Origin of the sequence: Pseudanabaena sp. BC1403 (assembly GCF_002914585.1) — a bacterium.
Lineage (GTDB): Bacteria > Cyanobacteriota > Cyanobacteriia > Pseudanabaenales > Pseudanabaenaceae > Pseudanabaena.
The window spans coordinates 23,560-38,725 of record NZ_PDDM01000036.1 but is presented as its reverse complement, the minus strand read 5'-3'; the positions used below and the strand labels follow the sequence as shown (position 1 = coordinate 38,725).

15 protein-coding genes are annotated in these 15,166 nt (G+C 42.7%); 8 read left to right on the top strand and 7 right to left on the bottom strand.

Annotation, left to right across the window (positions count from 1 at the left end; all coding sequences use genetic code 11):
* Nucleotides 1-81: 81 nt before the first annotated feature.
* Nucleotides 82-303 carry a Uma2 family endonuclease gene (locus CQ839_RS22405; protein WP_146048790.1) on the top strand — a complete coding sequence of 74 codons (222 nt, stop codon included), beginning with the start codon at nt 82-84 and terminating at the stop codon, nt 301-303.
* A gap of 203 nt (nt 304-506) precedes the next feature.
* Here CQ839_RS22405 and cobD read toward each other — a convergent pair whose 3' ends face one another.
* Nucleotides 507-1,601, bottom strand: a complete 1,095-nt coding sequence (gene cobD, locus CQ839_RS22400) for a threonine-phosphate decarboxylase CobD (protein ID WP_103670521.1) — start codon at nt 1,599-1,601, stop codon at nt 507-509.
* Between the two features lie 112 nt (nt 1,602-1,713).
* Between cobD and hisD the strand changes: the two genes are divergently transcribed.
* Nucleotides 1,714-3,012 (top strand): histidinol dehydrogenase, encoded by a 1,299-nt coding sequence (gene hisD / locus CQ839_RS22395; protein WP_103670520.1) that lies wholly within the window; start codon nt 1,714-1,716, stop codon nt 3,010-3,012.
* Between the two features lie 6 nt (nt 3,013-3,018).
* Entirely contained in the window at nt 3,019-3,636 is a 618-nt protein-coding gene (locus tag CQ839_RS22390) for a Uma2 family endonuclease (RefSeq protein WP_103670519.1), read from the top strand.
* Nucleotides 3,637-3,665: 29 nt separating this feature from the next.
* On the opposite strand, the gene thrC is transcribed toward CQ839_RS22390, so the two are convergent.
* From thrC to CQ839_RS22360, 6 genes are all read right to left on the bottom strand, one after another.
* The gene (thrC, locus tag CQ839_RS22385) at nt 3,666-4,766 is read right to left on the bottom strand and encodes a threonine synthase (protein ID WP_103670518.1); all 1,101 of its coding nucleotides are present in this window, start codon (nt 4,764-4,766) and stop codon (nt 3,666-3,668) included.
* Between the two features lie 62 nt (nt 4,767-4,828).
* A complete protein-coding gene (locus tag CQ839_RS22380) occupies nt 4,829-5,149 on the bottom strand; it encodes a (2Fe-2S) ferredoxin domain-containing protein (protein WP_219817837.1) in 321 nt (106 codons plus the stop codon).
* Between the two features lie 182 nt (nt 5,150-5,331).
* A complete protein-coding gene (locus CQ839_RS22375) occupies nt 5,332-7,311 on the bottom strand; it encodes a prolyl oligopeptidase family serine peptidase (protein WP_103670516.1) in 1,980 nt (659 codons plus the stop codon).
* Nucleotides 7,312-7,446: 135 nt separating this feature from the next.
* Nucleotides 7,447-8,721: a folylpolyglutamate synthase/dihydrofolate synthase family protein gene (locus CQ839_RS22370; RefSeq protein WP_103670515.1), complete on the bottom strand. Its 1,275-nt coding sequence runs from the start codon at nt 8,719-8,721 to the stop codon at nt 7,447-7,449.
* Entirely contained in the window at nt 8,702-9,058 is a 357-nt protein-coding gene (locus tag CQ839_RS22365) for an ethyl tert-butyl ether degradation protein EthD (RefSeq protein ID WP_103670514.1), read from the bottom strand. The genes CQ839_RS22370 and CQ839_RS22365 overlap by 20 nt, the downstream gene beginning before the upstream one ends.
* Before the next feature lie 205 nt (nt 9,059-9,263).
* Complete coding sequence (locus CQ839_RS22360) at nt 9,264-9,746, bottom strand: CGLD27 family protein (RefSeq protein ID WP_103670513.1); 483 nt, start codon at nt 9,744-9,746, stop codon at nt 9,264-9,266.
* Nucleotides 9,747-9,932: 186 nt separating this feature from the next.
* Between CQ839_RS22360 and CQ839_RS22355 the strand changes: the two genes are divergently transcribed.
* From CQ839_RS22355 to CQ839_RS22335, 5 genes are all read left to right on the top strand, one after another.
* Nucleotides 9,933-10,562 (top strand): 7-carboxy-7-deazaguanine synthase QueE, encoded by a 630-nt coding sequence (locus CQ839_RS22355; protein WP_103670512.1) that lies wholly within the window; start codon nt 9,933-9,935, stop codon nt 10,560-10,562.
* The gene (gene queD / locus CQ839_RS22350; protein WP_103670511.1) at nt 10,559-10,990 is read left to right on the top strand and encodes a 6-carboxytetrahydropterin synthase QueD; all 432 of its coding nucleotides are present in this window, start codon (nt 10,559-10,561) and stop codon (nt 10,988-10,990) included. Before CQ839_RS22355 ends, queD begins: the two co-directional genes overlap by 4 nt.
* A gap of 144 nt (nt 10,991-11,134) precedes the next feature.
* Complete coding sequence (queC, locus tag CQ839_RS22345) at nt 11,135-11,854, top strand: 7-cyano-7-deazaguanine synthase QueC (RefSeq protein WP_103670510.1); 720 nt, start codon at nt 11,135-11,137, stop codon at nt 11,852-11,854.
* Nucleotides 11,851-13,209, top strand: coding sequence for a sugar porter family MFS transporter (locus CQ839_RS22340; RefSeq protein ID WP_103670509.1), 1,359 nt, complete (start codon nt 11,851-11,853; stop codon nt 13,207-13,209). The genes queC and CQ839_RS22340 overlap by 4 nt, the downstream gene beginning before the upstream one ends.
* A 343-nt stretch (nt 13,210-13,552) precedes the next feature.
* Nucleotides 13,553-15,163 carry a SpoIID/LytB domain-containing protein gene (locus CQ839_RS22335; protein ID WP_103670508.1) on the top strand — a complete coding sequence of 537 codons (1,611 nt, stop codon included), beginning with the start codon at nt 13,553-13,555 and terminating at the stop codon, nt 15,161-15,163.
* Nucleotides 15,164-15,166 lie beyond the last annotated feature (3 nt).

Genomic DNA, 15,166 nt, shown 5'->3' with positions numbered 1-15,166 from the left:
TTTCCCTCCGCTTGTCGTCGCTATTATCTTCTCCCTCTCCCTGATTCCTAATTGTTTTTTTACTTATTTTGAGAGCGGAATGTGGGCAGTAATATTTTGCATTGCCTCAAACATGGCACAGAGATGGGATGGTTACTATTTCCTAAAGAGCGATCGCTGTTAATATTTCAACGCGATCGCCAACCCATCGAAATCAATAGTGAAATAAATGCTGCTCAGAAATTACTTGTACCTAATTTTTTGGAAACAGAATTAAATTTAACTGTAGATCAGGTATTTGGCTGGTTAAAAGTGGGAAAGTAGAATGAACTTATCCATTAGTTTAACTTTCCAAGAGATTTTAGAATTTGGAGAGCAGGATAGAGTTCATTCATGGGCGAAAAGCCACAGCAGCAAGCATTCCTTCGTGGGCGATCCAAGCTGAGCTGAAATATATACCTAAATCCTTAGTCTCATTCTACCGTAGGGGCAATTCATGAATAGCCCCTACTTTGACAATATTTCGGTTACTTGATTTTACAGGATAGACAACTTAGTGATTCTATTAATCGCTTGTTTTCGATTTCTAGGCGTATAGCAACTCGAAAATAGCGATCGCCTAATTCAGGAAAACTCAGACAATCACGAATGAGAATTTGCTCATTTTGCAATAGCTCCTTTTGTAAAATGGAACCTGCAATTTCTGTTTTTACTAATAGATAATTGGCAGCATTGGGTAAGGGATTTAAACCAGTTATTTGCGATAAACCTGTAAATAGTTGAGATCTTGCGACTGCTAGCCAAGTCCATGTTTGCTGTTGAAATTCATGATCTTCAAGTACAGCAATTCCTGCTGCTACCGCCAAAGCATTTACACACCAAGGATCGCGCCATGCTTGCCAGCGCTGTAAACGATCTGGATGAGTGATCGCATAGCCAAGTCGTAACCCTGGCAAGCTATAAAATTTAGTTAGTGATCGCAAAATCACTAAATTCGGATGCAATGGAACTAAATCAATTAAACTTTGCTGCTGTTCTGGAGAAAGGAAATCCATAAAAGCTTCATCAATTACTACTAGAGCAAATTGTTCTAGATAAGGTAAAAGACTATCCCTAGAAAATAAATACCCAGTAGGATTGTGGGGATTATTGATTAATATTCCTTTTGTATGGGAATTGATGATTTGTGGGAGTTCTACCTGTAAATTTAAATCTTGATTATTAAATAGAATTGGATGCTTTTCTACTTGACAATCAAAAGTTTTGAGAGCGCGATAATAATCGGTAAAAGCTGGCGTAAATAGAACTGTTGCCGATAGTTGCGAAAGATCGCGCCCCACCCAAGTTAATAGCTCCGCCACACCATTTCCTGCCAAAATCCATTCTGGCGATAGCTGGTGAAACTTTCCTAAAGCTTGTCTGAGTAATGTGTATTCAGGATCTGGATAATGATTAAGCTCAGTTAAGTGCGATTGAATCGCCGCGATCGCAGACTTTGGTGGGCCAAGCGGGTTAATACTTGCCGAAAAATCTAAAATTTGTTCTGGCGCAATACCAGCAAAACTCGCCGCCCATTGACGATTTCCCCCATGCATTGGACGTGAGCGATCAGTTACTTGCATAAGTTTTATATTAGTTGCTTTGAATTCATTATTAATTTACGCCGCTTATCCCCACAACTTACAGGAATACAGGTTAAGCTAGGATTAATCATCGCTTCTTACGTCACAATCTATGCTACGAATTGTCACCCAGAGAACTGAAGCAGAATCCGAAATCAAGCGGATTTGCGATCGCATCTATGACGATCAGATGATCCATAAAGAAGCCACCGTCACCGAAATCATTCAAACGATTAGACGCAAAGGCGATAGCGCCCTTTTGCATTACACCTCTGAGTTTGACGGACAAGACTTTACGGCGGCTGAACTGCGTGTAAGTGGATCAGAACTTGATGCTGCTTATCAGCAAGTCAAAGGCGGGCTGCTGAAAGCAATCGAATTAGCGCATCAGCGTATCGAAGAATTTCACAAAATGCGTGTACCACAGAGCTGGGTGCACTTTGGCGATAAAGACGTAGTGTTGGGCAAGCGCTATACACCTGTTGACTCGGCTGGTATTTATATTCCTGGGGGAAAAGCAGCCTATCCAAGTACTGTTTTGATGAATGCCGTACCTGCAAAAGTAGCAGGCGTGAAAAAGATTGTGATGGTTACGCCGCCTGGACAAGAACGCACGATCAATCCTGCGATTTTAGTAGCAGCTCAGGTGGCGGGGGTAGAAGAAATTTATCGTGTGGGTGGAGCGCAGGCGATCGCAGCTTTGGCTTATGGCACTGAAACTATCCCCAAGGTCGATATGATCACAGGCCCAGGGAATATCTATGTCACTCTTGCCAAGAAACAGGTATTTGGAAGGGTAGGGATCGACTCGATCGCAGGGCCATCTGAAGTTTTAATTATTGCCGATGCTAGTGCTAATCCTACTTATGTAGCGGCAGATATGCTAGCTCAAGCCGAACATGACCAGATGGCAGCTTCGATTCTACTTACCAATGATTCTCGCCTTGCTAATCGTGTTTGCGAAGAAGTGAATCGCATGTTAGAAAGTCATCCACGTCGCTTGATGACTGAGAAAGCGATCGCTCATTATGGCTTAATTGTCGTTGTCGATAGCCTCAAAACCGCCGCCGAGCTATCCAATCAATTTGCGCCCGAACATCTGGAACTCGAAGTCGAAGAACCTTGGCAGCTAGTTGATCAAATCCGTCACGCGGGGGCAATTTTCATCGGACATGCCACACCTGAAGCCGTGGGTGACTATCTAGCGGGACCAAATCATACTTTGCCAACCTGTGGTGGGGCGCGTTATTCATCGGCGCTGGGGGTCGAGACTTTCCTCAAGCATTCCAGTTTGATTCAGTACAGTCCTGAAGCCTTGAAAGAAGTTTCAGGTGCGATCGCCCTACTCACCGAAGCTGAAGGCTTACCATCCCACGGTGATTCGGTAAGATTACGACTACAAGATCTTTAGTTAGCTATGGTTATTGCTAATTCTGCGGCAACATTAACTATTCTCGAAAATGGCGATCGCTTAGATCGTGTTGAATTTGAACGGCGTTATACAGCCTCAAGTATCAAAAAAGCAGAACTAATCGAAGGACTTGTTTACGTGGCATCTCCCCTACGTTTTACTCCCCATGCAGAACCACATGGTCGAATCATTGGTTGGTTGATTGCATACCAAGCAATGATGACTGGATTAAAAGTTGGTATAGAGCCGACAGTTCGCCTTGATGCTGATAACGAACCGCAACCAGATGCAGTCTTATTTCGGCTAGGTGGTAATGCTCAAGTCGATGAGGATGGCTATATTACAGGTTCACCTGAATTAATTGTCGAAATTGCCGCGAGTACTGTTTCCTATGATTTGCACGCTAAAAAACGTGCTTATGAACGTAATGGGGTAAAAGAGTACATTGTCTGGCGGACATTGGATCAAGCGATCGATTGGTTTATTTTAGAAAATGATAAATACGTGGAGTTAGCTCCCGATGATGCTGGAATTATGCATAGTCGCGAATTTGAGGGCTTAAGGCTCAACGTAACCGCAATCCTAAATGGCGATATGTCAGCAGTACTCAAAACATTGCAATAAAAAGAACCTCCCGTTGGGAGGTTCTTTTTTTAAAAGCCCATTACTTTTGCAACACTCGTAATATCTGGCGCGATGCCTTTGTGTAATTTAGATTCGGCGCAAGCGATCGCAGTGTCAGGATCTTTTATGCCATTGCCTGTTAAGACACAGACAATTGTTGCTCCTGAAGGAATTTGATCACTAACTTTCAGCAAACCAGCGACCGAAGCTGCACTTGCAGGTTCACAGAATACACCCTCTTCACCTGCTAAGAACTTGTAGGCTGACAAAATCTCAACATCAGTGACACTATTAAAAGCACCGTCGCTTTCTTCCCTTACCCTGAGAGCTTTTGCCCAGTTGGCAGGATTACCAATTCTGATCGCAGTAGCGATCGTTTCAGGTTGATCAAAAATTTTGCCCGTCACTAACGGTGCGGAACCAGCCGCTTGAAAGCCCATCATGCGAGGCAACTTCGTAGACTTCCCTAATGCATGGTACTGCGAAAATCCCATCCAATAGGCGGTGATATTTCCTGCATTTCCCATGGGAATACAGAGCCAATCAGGAGCATCACCGATCGCTTCCACCAGTTCAAAGGCAGCCGTTTTTTGTCCTTCTAGACGATAAGGATTGACAGAATTAACTAGAGTAATCGGGAATTTCTCAGACATTTCCCGCACGATTTCTAAGGCTTGGTCAAAGTTGCCATCGATCGCAATTACTTCTGCACCATAAATTAGAGCTTGACTCAATTTGCCGAGGGCAATTTTGCCGTCAGGAATTAATACGAAAGCCTTCAATCCCCCACGCTTAGCATAGGCAGCTGCTGCCGCCGATGTATTACCTGTACTTGCACAAATTACTGCTGTCGAACCAGCCTCCTTGGCTTTAGAGATTGCCATGGTCATGCCACGATCTTTAAAGCTGCCAGTAGGGTTAAGCCCGTCATATTTGAGCAAGACTTTGATATTGCGTCCGAGCCTCTGGCTTAGAGCGATCGCAGGAATAAGGGGGGTATTGCCTTCATGCAAAGTTACGATCGGGGTCTGGTCAGTAACTGGCAAATAATCCGCATAGCGACATATCAGTCCTGGCCAACCATGAGGAACTGTAGAGGCAGGGTAAAGATCGAGACGAGTATCAATCACGCTTTCTTAGTGTCTACAAAAATTTATAATTTATTAAACCTAGTTTAGCCCCTGTTTAACCTTTAGTTGAAGCGATCGCCAAAATATCGATTTAGTAAGCTCTCAACCTGTGACGACTTAACATAGCTATGGTGATCCTTATTAGGCATGATTACCAAATTAGGTGCTTGTTTGCATCGCTTCTGGCATCCTGTCTTTTGGATTTGGACGCGATTACTTAAGCCGCGATCGCGTAATTCTTCTTCCAAGCGCTGATAAACCTCTTTGCCACCATTTTTCCAACAGTCTGATTTTTGGCAAATCAAAATACAAGCTAAATTATTCTTTTTCTTCAATTTTACCTGACCATATAACAATCCTAAATAGTTCGTGGGAGTATTCACCAAAGGTGAACACTTCCACAAACTATCAATTTGAGCGTGTTTGATAAGTTAATGCATATAAGTTTTTCGGCTAAAGCCAATTTTTCTGCCCCCTAAATCCCCCAATTCTGGGGGACTTTAATCTGGTTCCCCCCAGAATTGGGGGGCTAGGGGGGCTAAAGCAAAACTTCTCAAACATGCTCTTATTTTTGTAAATACTTTTTGAAGAAGTCGAGAGTATATCCAATTTGCAAAACTTGGTTGCTGCGCTTGCTAGAGCCGTGACCTTCATCGGGGAAGATGACGAGTTGCGAGGGAATTTTTTTCTGCTCTAGAATTTTTTGAATTTGGATGGCTTCCCCAACAGGAACACGCGGATCGTTAGCACCTTGGATAATTAGCAAGGGAGCTTTGATGCGATCGCTATAGGTCACAGGTGATAACTCAATTAGAGCATCAAGATCCTTAACAGGATCACCATATTCACTAATGCGAAGAATGCGGCGATAAGGTGCGGTGTTATTTAAAAAAGTGACTAGATTGCTAATCCCCACAATAGATACACCTGCATCATAACTACCTGAAAATTTGGACATCCCGAGTAGAGCAGAATAGCCACCATAGCTCCCGCCAACAATACCGATTTTGGGCGTGATCCCGTTAATCTGCCAATTTTTGCGGATATAAATCGACGCATCTTCGATGTCTGTGACAACCTTCAGGCGATCGCGTCCATTGTCAGCATTGAGCCAAGTTTTACCATAGCCATCACTACCGCGCACATTTGGTTCCACAAATACAAATCCTGCATTCACAAATAATTGTGCATAACGATTGAACCCTGGTGTACTTTGTCCTTCTGGCCCACCGTGAAAGTGCACGATGACTGGACATGGCTTTTCGAGTGGATTTTGGACAGTGTTTTCGCATTGAGGAGAACTATACACAAACATGGGAATCGGTGTGCCATCTCGCGTTGTGTAGTTTTCGAGCTTAGCTGCGGCAAACTTGCTAGTATCGATTTCGGGAGTGCTAGGCAGTACCCATTGGGTTAGTTTCTGAGTTTGCCAATCGTAAATATAGCTGAGACGTGGGGCTTTGGCAGTTTCTACACCGATAGTCGTAAAGCGGCCATTGCGAGTAGTGGAGCCTGTGTAGACATGATCGGCGTTTGTAAAATCGGGTAACTTAATTTCCTCGAAGGTATTAGCCGAGATCGCCCTTAAACGAGAGTAACCTCCATCATTAATTGAGTAAAGAATGCGTTGGCGTTGATTGTCAATATTAAAGTCAGCTACATCTGCTTTTAGCTCTGGTGTAATTGGTGTGAATTTTTTGTCTTTGTAATGATAAAGGCGGCGAAATTCGCTGAATTTTTGGGTTAGTACGAGATATTCATCAGCCTTTACACCGTAGCTAATACTGTATTCTTCTTTCTCGTTTTGACCGATTAGAGGCGTAGTTTGTCTAGTTTTAACATCGTATTCGTAATATTCCTGCGATTGGCTACCTGTGGCTTTGGCAAAGAGAAACTTTTCGCGATCGCCTGTTTGAGGATTCACATATACATCAGCAATCCACCAAATGCCATCACCACCAGAGATTTGCACCTTCTTTTTGGTCTGCAAATCATAACGGTAGATTACATCCGAGTCGGGCTTGATGTCATTGGCACTGAAATAAATAATGCGTGAGTCATTTCCTACATATTGCAGCGAAGTCCGCACACCTTTTAAGTGCTGAATTGGCTCTAATTCTCCGCCCTTTGTCGATTGCAAATATAGCCCTGGATTTTCTTCGCCTTGGCGATCGCGTGACAGTATTAAGTATTTACCGTCAGGAGTCATTCCTGAAATGGTTGTGGCATCCTGTCCGCCTGTTACTTGTACAGGGAATTTTTGCGCTCCATCTAGTCTCCATACTTGCACAGTTCCCGTAATTCCCCATGTAAAGAACATCTGCTTCCCATCGGGTGTCACCATGCCTAGCCCGGGCGATCGCACATCCAAAATGGATTCAATTGGGCGCGTTATCGCTGGTGGTAATGCTGTAGGAGCATACTGTTTCAGAATTGCAGGATCGAGGCTATCTTTACCTAAACCTGAATATTGAGCCGCCGCAGGTGAAGTTGTGAATGCAAGGCTAGCAAGAATAATTGGAAAAATTAGCGATCGCTGGTTCATAATTGGATTTTAACGGCTCTAAGTTTTATATTACGCTATTAATCAACAAGCCCTGCCCAGCATGGCGCTAAAGTAGTGATTCCCATTCGCATGTCACAATCTGGCAGTATGGCAACACAAATGTTTATCTACATTTTACTGTTGACTAAAAAACTCACCAACTAAATATAATGAACCGCAGAGGATTACAATATCAAGCGATCGCTGATCATCAAAAGCGGCGGCTAGTCCTAATTGCAAATCGTCATAAGTATGAGGCTCCGTCTTGAGGATTGCAGAGGCAATCTTCGCTAAATCCTGAGGTGATGTCGTTGCGGGATTAGGAACAGGTACTGGATACAATAAATCATCAGGATGCAGCAGTGCTTTGAGAATTCCAGATTGATCCTTTGTATTCAGAATTCCCATTACCCAAAGCTTCCGTTGATTTGGGAAAGACTCATCTACAAATTGTCGGAGATATTCTGCCGCCGCTACATTATGTGCTCCATCAATTAAGATTTTGCGCGACTTTCCATTCAAGTTAAATTCTATCCATTGCAATCGCCCTGCCCATTCGGTATTTGCCATTCCTGTCCGCAACGCATCATCGCTAATTTGCCAACCTTGCGTTCTCAACGATTGAACTACAGCGATCGCGATCGCAGAATTAGTTAATTGATGGTTTCCCAGTAACGGTAGAGAATATGCAAAATCTTGCCATATAGCACCTGTGGCTGTGCGAGTAGCCGCATTAACCCAAGTTATTGGCGCATCACATGCTGTTGATTTTGTTTGCAAAGAAGCGATCGCTTCAGGATGATTATCGGCAATGACTACAGGGCATTTAGGTTTGATGATTCCTGCTTTTTCTGATGCGATCGCACCTAGGGTGTTTCCCAATTGCTGACAATGATCTAGCCCAATTGAGGTAATTGCACAGACTAGAGGGCGATCGCATACATTAGTCGCGTCTAATCTACCGCCCAAACCTGTTTCAATAATCGCAATATCCAGATTTTGCTGTGATTTTTGTTGAGCAAAATACCACCACATCGCCGCTGTAATCACTTCAAACTGCGTTGGTGGAAACTCTGATGCGATCACCGAATCAACTTGATGCAAAGCCTCTAATAGATCTGCATTACTAATCCATTCGCCATTAATCGTAATTCGTTCGCGCCAATCAAGTAAATGCGGCGAAGTATAGCGCCCAACTCGATAGCCTGCGGCTCGCAAAATTGACAACAAAAAAGCACAAACAGAACCTTTTCCATTTGTGCCAGCGACATGAATCACGGGAATTTGTTGATGGGGATTGCCTAAAGTATCGAGCAGTTGTTGAATGCGCTCTAAACCTAGGTGAATGCCAAATTTATCAAAACTGGCAAGATATTCTTCAATCGATGGGTTAGCTAGCTTTGGATACATGAACTTCTAAGGCGTAGATTTTGCCTTGGGCATCGATTTCGGCAATATGTCTGCCTTGCATCGCGAATAGTTCACCACTATCTCGCTTACCTGCGATCGCCCAAATAGCTTCTAGTCCATTCTCGGTCTTTCTGGTCGTCCAAACACGTTGCATCCCAGAATAGGATTGAAAAAATTTACGATATAGTTGCGAGATTTCATCTTTGCCAACTACTTTCTTTGCTCCCGATGGATGAACCTCGGCTTGCTCAGCGAATAGCTCTACCAATTCGTTAAATGCTTGCTCGTCACCATTAGCGCGATCGGAAAGTTCAAAATATTGGTCTAAAACAGTCATATTCCCTTGCCTCAATTAGTCTCAAGCTTAAAACTTCGTCAAATGTGACTAAGCACGCTTTATTGAAGTTTTGCTATACATATTAATTTGCTTGTAAACATATGTTAAGTCTTGTTTTGCAAAATTAGCTTCACCCTATTGGGCATAAAAAGACAAAAAAATTTGCTTTGCATCGCCGAAGGCGATGCAAAGCAAAAAACTGGTTTTATAAAATATTTAGAGCCCCAAAGCCAAGTGCAAGAAATCCGATGATTCCCAAAAGTGTTTTTTGTAATCTATTTAAAACAGGCTTAATCTCATAAGTAACTAACAGGCGATCCTTGACTAAATCTGATTCTGGCTTTTCCCAAGTTTGTCCGTCATACCAGCCCGATTCTTCATAAAAAATTTTAGCGCTATCAAGCCGTTGCTTCACATGACTCCATCCCGATAGTAATAACAACACTGGCAAAATTAGCCCCACAGTGCCGCCAATACTCGCCACACAGATAAATTGCCACAAATGTCGGCTTGGTGACTCAATGCTCATAGCCACTGGCGAAAAAATAACTGTGAATCCTAGCCACATGAATAACAATATTCGCAAATATTGCGATCGCGCCAGCTTTGCCCAGCGATAGAAGAAAGCTTCCTTAAGCTCGACATATTCATTGAGAGGTTGTTGATCTTTGGGAACTGGGCAGGTCATGAGTTATATGATGATCAAATATTCTGTCAGTGTAACTCGTTTCAATGGGTTTGAGCGATGACTAGACTCTCGGGAATTGGTGCTATGCAGAAACTTGACTTTCTGCACATATACCTTATATATTGATCACCAAATATTCATTTAGCACTTAATTTAATTCAGGTCATTGTCAGGAATGTCCCAATAATGTCAATACAAGAGGTACTCCAAGTACCTATTCATGAGACTTTTCAGAGCACTGTGCAGGGGGAAGGTTTCTGGATAGGCGCTCTAGTAGATTTTATTCGTCTATCAGGCTGTCCAGTTCGTTGTAGTTGGTGTGACACTGGCTACAGTGATGGGGGAGCTAATGCACCTAGAGAGATCAAATCGTTCACAGAATTAATCAAGGAATTACAATCTTCTAGGGTTGTGATTAGTGGAGGAGAACCTTTTATCCATAAGCAGTTACCACAACTGGTGCAAGCATTATTGGATACAGATAGACAGGTTAATATTGAAACCTCTGGAGCTTTCTGGCAAGAGATTCCATCATCAGCTTGGATCACTCTTTCACCAAAGCATCATCTCAGTCCATCCTATCCCGTCAAAGAACTCTTTTGGGAACGTGCAAACGAAATCAAATTTGTAATTAGTACGGGGCAGGAATTGGAATTTTACAATGATTACTTACTGACAGTCAAAGATCGTCCAATATTTTTACAGCCAGAATGGAATGTGCGTGATCGCGCCGTTTCAATTATTCTAGATTTGCTTAAACAAAATCCAAATTACAGACTCTCTCTACAAACTCATAAATACATAGGTGTTGCATGACGAATGAATGGATTCTCGGTAAAGAGTTTCGCTTTGAGGCTGCCCACGAACTCCCTCACCATGATGGTAAATGTGCCCGACTGCATGGACATAGCTGGCGTGGAGTAGTTTACGTTAGTGGAACTGCGTTGCATGAATCTGGACCTAAAGCTGGCATGTTGATTGACTATGCAGATATTAAGCATTTCCTGAAGCCTTTATTGGATGACTATTTAGATCATTATTTTCTTAACAAAACTACTGGTTTAGAGAACCCTACTAGTGAAGAGATTGCACGATGGATTTTTGAACAACTTGATAAACAAGGATTGTCAGGATTGCTTGCTGTCCGAATTGATGAGACTTGTACTTCAAGCTGCGTCTACACTTTAACCCCTAAATCAAGTTTGCAATTTATTAAGGAGAGCCATGCTATTACTATGGGGTGACTTGAACCATTAACTCTTTGGTGAATTAAAAAGACAAACACGACAAGGGTTTATACAATGTACAAAATGACTGCACAATTTGTGCATTGTATGAACCGATTTAACTTTTAGAGCTGAAGTTCTTACTTAAATTAGGAGATCATCATGACACGATCGAAAGCATTATGTGTTCTTAGCGGTGGGCAGGATTCAACAACTTGTGCTGCTCTTGCTTGTAAGCAGTTTGATGAAGTCCATGCGATTACATTTGATTATGGACAACGCCATGTAGTTGAATTGGAAAGTGCGATCGCGATCGCCAAATCTCTTAACTTGACGAGTCACGAAATCATTCAATTAGGTCCCATTTTAAAAGGGACATCTCCTCTTGTGTCAGACAATCCTTTAGGGCAATATGATTCCACTGAGGAACTGCCTGGAGGAGTTGAACCAACGTTTGTGCCAGCACGTAATATCTTGTTTCTTACCTTGGCAGGCAATCGGGCTGCTGTCCTTGGTATTAAAGATATTTTTATAGGGGTCTGTGAAGCTGACTTTGCAGGTTACTATGACTGCCGTCAAGTATTTATCGATTTTATGGCGAAAGCTATTGGAGAAGGCATATGGGGCGTTCCTGATTCCTTTATCATTCATACTCCCTTAATGAAATTAACCAAAGCCGAGAGCGTCGATCTTGCAGTTGATGTATTAGGCGATCGCTTCGAGGAAATTTTTGCACTAACTCATACTTGTTACGCTGGGATCAAGGGTGGTTGCGGTAAATGTCATGCCTGTCTGATCCGCGATCGTGGTTTTTCCCAAGCAGGAGTTGAAGATCCTATTTGGAAATTCCGCCAACCTGAACTTGGTCAAGAGCAAACATGATAAATACCCGTCAGAAGAATTTTCGCATTATCTATATTGCTGCTGTAATTTCTGCTCTGGGTGGCTTGTTGTTTGGCTACGATATCGGAGCCATATCTAGTTCTATTTTGTTTATTAGCGAGCAATTTGCACTCTCTCCATTGTGGCAAGGTGTACTTGTAAGTTCTGTCTCACTAGGTGCAATAGTGGGAGCCGTAGCAGGAGGAATTCTCAGCGATCGCTTAGGGCGACGTTATACCCTGTCACTATTCTCCATCATCTTTTCGATTGGAGGAATATGTAGTGCTATGGCTCCGATGCTTTTTTTGCTAGTAGTCGGACGAGTACTCGTTGGTATAGGACTGGGGGCTATCTCCTTTGTCACCCCACTTTATATATCTGAAATAGCACCCGTTGATAAAAGAGGATCTTTAGTTTTTCTAAATCAACTTGCCCTCTCAACGGGGCTAGTTATTTCCTATCCAATTAGCTATGCTCTCAGCTCAACTGTAGAACCGTGGCGTTGGATTTTAGCATTCTCAGTCGTTCCTGCAAGTATTTTAATTGTAGGCATTTTAGGAATGCCTGAAAGTCCCCGATGGTTAATTAACCATAATCATATGAACAGAGCCCGTAAAGTTCTCATCCAAATTTCTGGTGCAACCAATGTAGATCAAGAAATATCAGAAATTCAAACCGTCTTACAGCAGCGATCTGGTAACTGGTCTGAATTGCTCCAACCAAGCATTAGACCTGCTCTTTTTATTGGCGTTAGTTTAGCCATGTTGCAGCAATTTACAGGTATTAACACGATTGTTTACTTTACCCCTACTATTCTGCAATTGTCTGGTTTCAAGTCTTCATCGATCGCAATTCTGGCAACTATTGGAATAGGGATGATCAATTTTTTGTCAACGGTATTAGCCATTTGGTTAGTAGATCGCGTAGGAAGGCGGCCATTATTGCTATGCGGAATATTGGGAATGGTGGTGAGCTTAAGCATCTTAGGTCTGGTTTTCTACTTTTCACAATCGCCAGATGTGAGTATGGGATGGCTTACTATTGCCAGCTTAATGATTTACGTTTCGTCGTTTGTAATTGGTTTAGCATCTGTTTTTTGGTTGCTGATTGCCGAAATTTATCCGTCGAAGCTCCGAGCTAAAGCGATGAGTATAGCAACAGTTGCCAACTGGAGTGCCAGTTTAATTACTTCCATTAGCTTTTTGACATTGATTCAATGGTTTGGGAAAGCAGGTACTTTTTGGCTTTATGGATTGATTGGTATGAGTACTTGGTTGCTGGTCTTTTTCCTAGTTCCAGAGACAAAAGGGCTTACTCTAGAGGAGATTGAAATCCGTTTGGGAAAAGACGGTTAAAATACTTGTCGTAATTGTATAGCTGTCGTCAGTCATGTTAGAAAAAATCATAACCAAAAAGTTGTGGTGCTTAGTGCCGCAACTTTTTGGTTTTATACCAATTTACAAAAGTGTGACACAGGCTTTAGTGAATTAAAAGCCAAACGCTTTAAGGGTTTTAAAAACACAAAATGGCTGCGCCACTTTGTGTTTTGGTAGAATTGGGGGATTTAGAGGATAAAACACTGACTCTATCTCAAAAATTAGAACGTATTAACTTCTCAAACGTGCTCTAAGATACTTTTAACAGCTATAGTTAGCACATTGCAAAATACAGTATATTCCCTGACATCTTGAGCTTGACATGCTAAAAACTTTCGGTATTATTCGCCAAACCGTAATTGTAACAGTTTGTTCGTTTACGCTTACAGCAGTCGAACTTGTCCAAGCTCAAGTTGACTCTAACCCAATTCTGAAAATTGGTATTGTGCAACGTTTTGGTGAAAGACCACAGGATCGGCTCACACTCAAGGCAACATCAGGTGGCAAGTTAACACTCTCATTTCCATCGGCAGATGGTAAAAGTACGCAAACCCTAACAACCGATCGCCTAGTCATCGAAACTGCATCACAGCAATTGCCTCAGCCAATTCTGGATGAGAAGATCGTCCTCAGTAATCATCGTAGTTTTGAGAATGCGGCGGCGAGCGCTTTCCATTGGAACGAGAAAGGCATCCAGACCGAAATTGTTCAACCAAGGCGTTGGCAAGTATGGGCAAAGCGCGATATGTATGACTCGATGCTGTTGCGTTATTTGATGTTTTATACTCTGCGATCGCAAGGCAATCTGACAGTTCAGCTTGATCGTCGGATCTTGCCCCAAAAAACGATTGCGTCATGGATAGTGGGAGATTTTCGATATAACCGCGATCGCCTTGATATCAGCAGCAGTGCAGGCATTATCGAAGTTAGCTATCAAAGAGAGAATAAGGCTGAGATTAGCAATCGAGCTTATGCAGGTAGTTTGAGGTTACAACCTAATGCCCATCAAAGTTTTACCTTGGTCAATAACGTTCCTTTAGAAACTTATGTGCGCGGCGTAGTTCCCCATGAAATTGGTTACAATGCCCCTTATGCATCCGTACAAGCCCAAGCAATCCTAGCGCGTACTTATGTGCTGGCTAGTTTGCATCGCTTTAAGGTCGATGAATACGAACTTTGTGCTGATACGCAGTGCCAAGTATATCGAGGCTTAGAAGATACTACTGAAGTCGCCGATCGCGCGATCGCAGATACCAGCGGATTAGTGCTGACCTATAACAATCGGGCGATCGATGCGCTCTATTCGTCAACGACAGGTGGCATTACCGCAGACTATAACGACATTTGGGATGGAACTCCACGCCCCTATCTGCAATCGGTACTAGATCTTGCCAATCGTCCTGAAAATCAGCGATCGGCAAATATTGCTGATGCCAAAAATCTCAAAGCATTTTTGGAACGTCAGCAGGGATTTAATGAGGTGGGATGGAAAAATCTGCGTTGGCGCAGAATCGGCACATTAGAAGAATTACAAATTTCTTTGAAAAAGTTTTTGCGATTCTCTGGAGACAGTACCACTAATTTTGATGCGATTAAACAGTTGCAAGTCTCCAAAAGAGCAGCCTCAGGCAGAGTTTTAGAAATGGTAGTCACCACGGATACGGGCATAATCTTCGTCAAAAAAGATGAAATTATCGATGCCTTCGATCCACCTGATAGCACTTTCTTTAAACTAGAGCCGATTTATCAAAATAACGTTTTGACTGGATATGCTTTTGTTGGAGGCGGCTTGGGACACGGAGTGGGCATGAGCCAAACAGGTTCTTATAATTTAGCTCGTATGGGCTGGTCTTATGATCGCATTCTCAATTTTTATTACACGAACGCGCAGTTACAAAAACTACGTCCCGAACATTACACGCCTCGACAATAAAAA

Excerpts from the sequence above, each read along its gene's own strand:
- cobD (WP_103670521.1), bottom strand. The coding sequence starts at position 1,601 with ATGCAAGTAACTGATCGCTCACGTCCAATGCATGGGGGAAATCGTCAA.
- hisD (WP_103670520.1), top strand. The coding sequence starts at position 1,714 with ATGCTACGAATTGTCACCCAGAGAACTGAAGCAGAATCCGAAATCAAG.
- CQ839_RS22390 (WP_103670519.1), top strand. The coding sequence starts at position 3,019 with ATGGTTATTGCTAATTCTGCGGCAACATTAACTATTCTCGAAAATGGC.
- CQ839_RS22375 (WP_103670516.1), bottom strand. The coding sequence starts at position 7,311 with ATGAACCAGCGATCGCTAATTTTTCCAATTATTCTTGCTAGCCTTGCA.
- CQ839_RS22370 (WP_103670515.1), bottom strand. The coding sequence starts at position 8,721 with ATGTATCCAAAGCTAGCTAACCCATCGATTGAAGAATATCTTGCCAGT.
- CQ839_RS22365 (WP_103670514.1), bottom strand. The coding sequence starts at position 9,058 with ATGACTGTTTTAGACCAATATTTTGAACTTTCCGATCGCGCTAATGGT.
- CQ839_RS22360 (WP_103670513.1), bottom strand. The coding sequence starts at position 9,746 with ATGACCTGCCCAGTTCCCAAAGATCAACAACCTCTCAATGAATATGTC.
- CQ839_RS22355 (WP_103670512.1), top strand. The coding sequence starts at position 9,933 with ATGTCAATACAAGAGGTACTCCAAGTACCTATTCATGAGACTTTTCAG.
- queD (WP_103670511.1), top strand. The coding sequence starts at position 10,559 with ATGACGAATGAATGGATTCTCGGTAAAGAGTTTCGCTTTGAGGCTGCC.
- queC (WP_103670510.1), top strand. The coding sequence starts at position 11,135 with ATGACACGATCGAAAGCATTATGTGTTCTTAGCGGTGGGCAGGATTCA.
- CQ839_RS22340 (WP_103670509.1), top strand. The coding sequence starts at position 11,851 with ATGATAAATACCCGTCAGAAGAATTTTCGCATTATCTATATTGCTGCT.
- CQ839_RS22335 (WP_103670508.1), top strand. The coding sequence starts at position 13,553 with ATGCTAAAAACTTTCGGTATTATTCGCCAAACCGTAATTGTAACAGTT.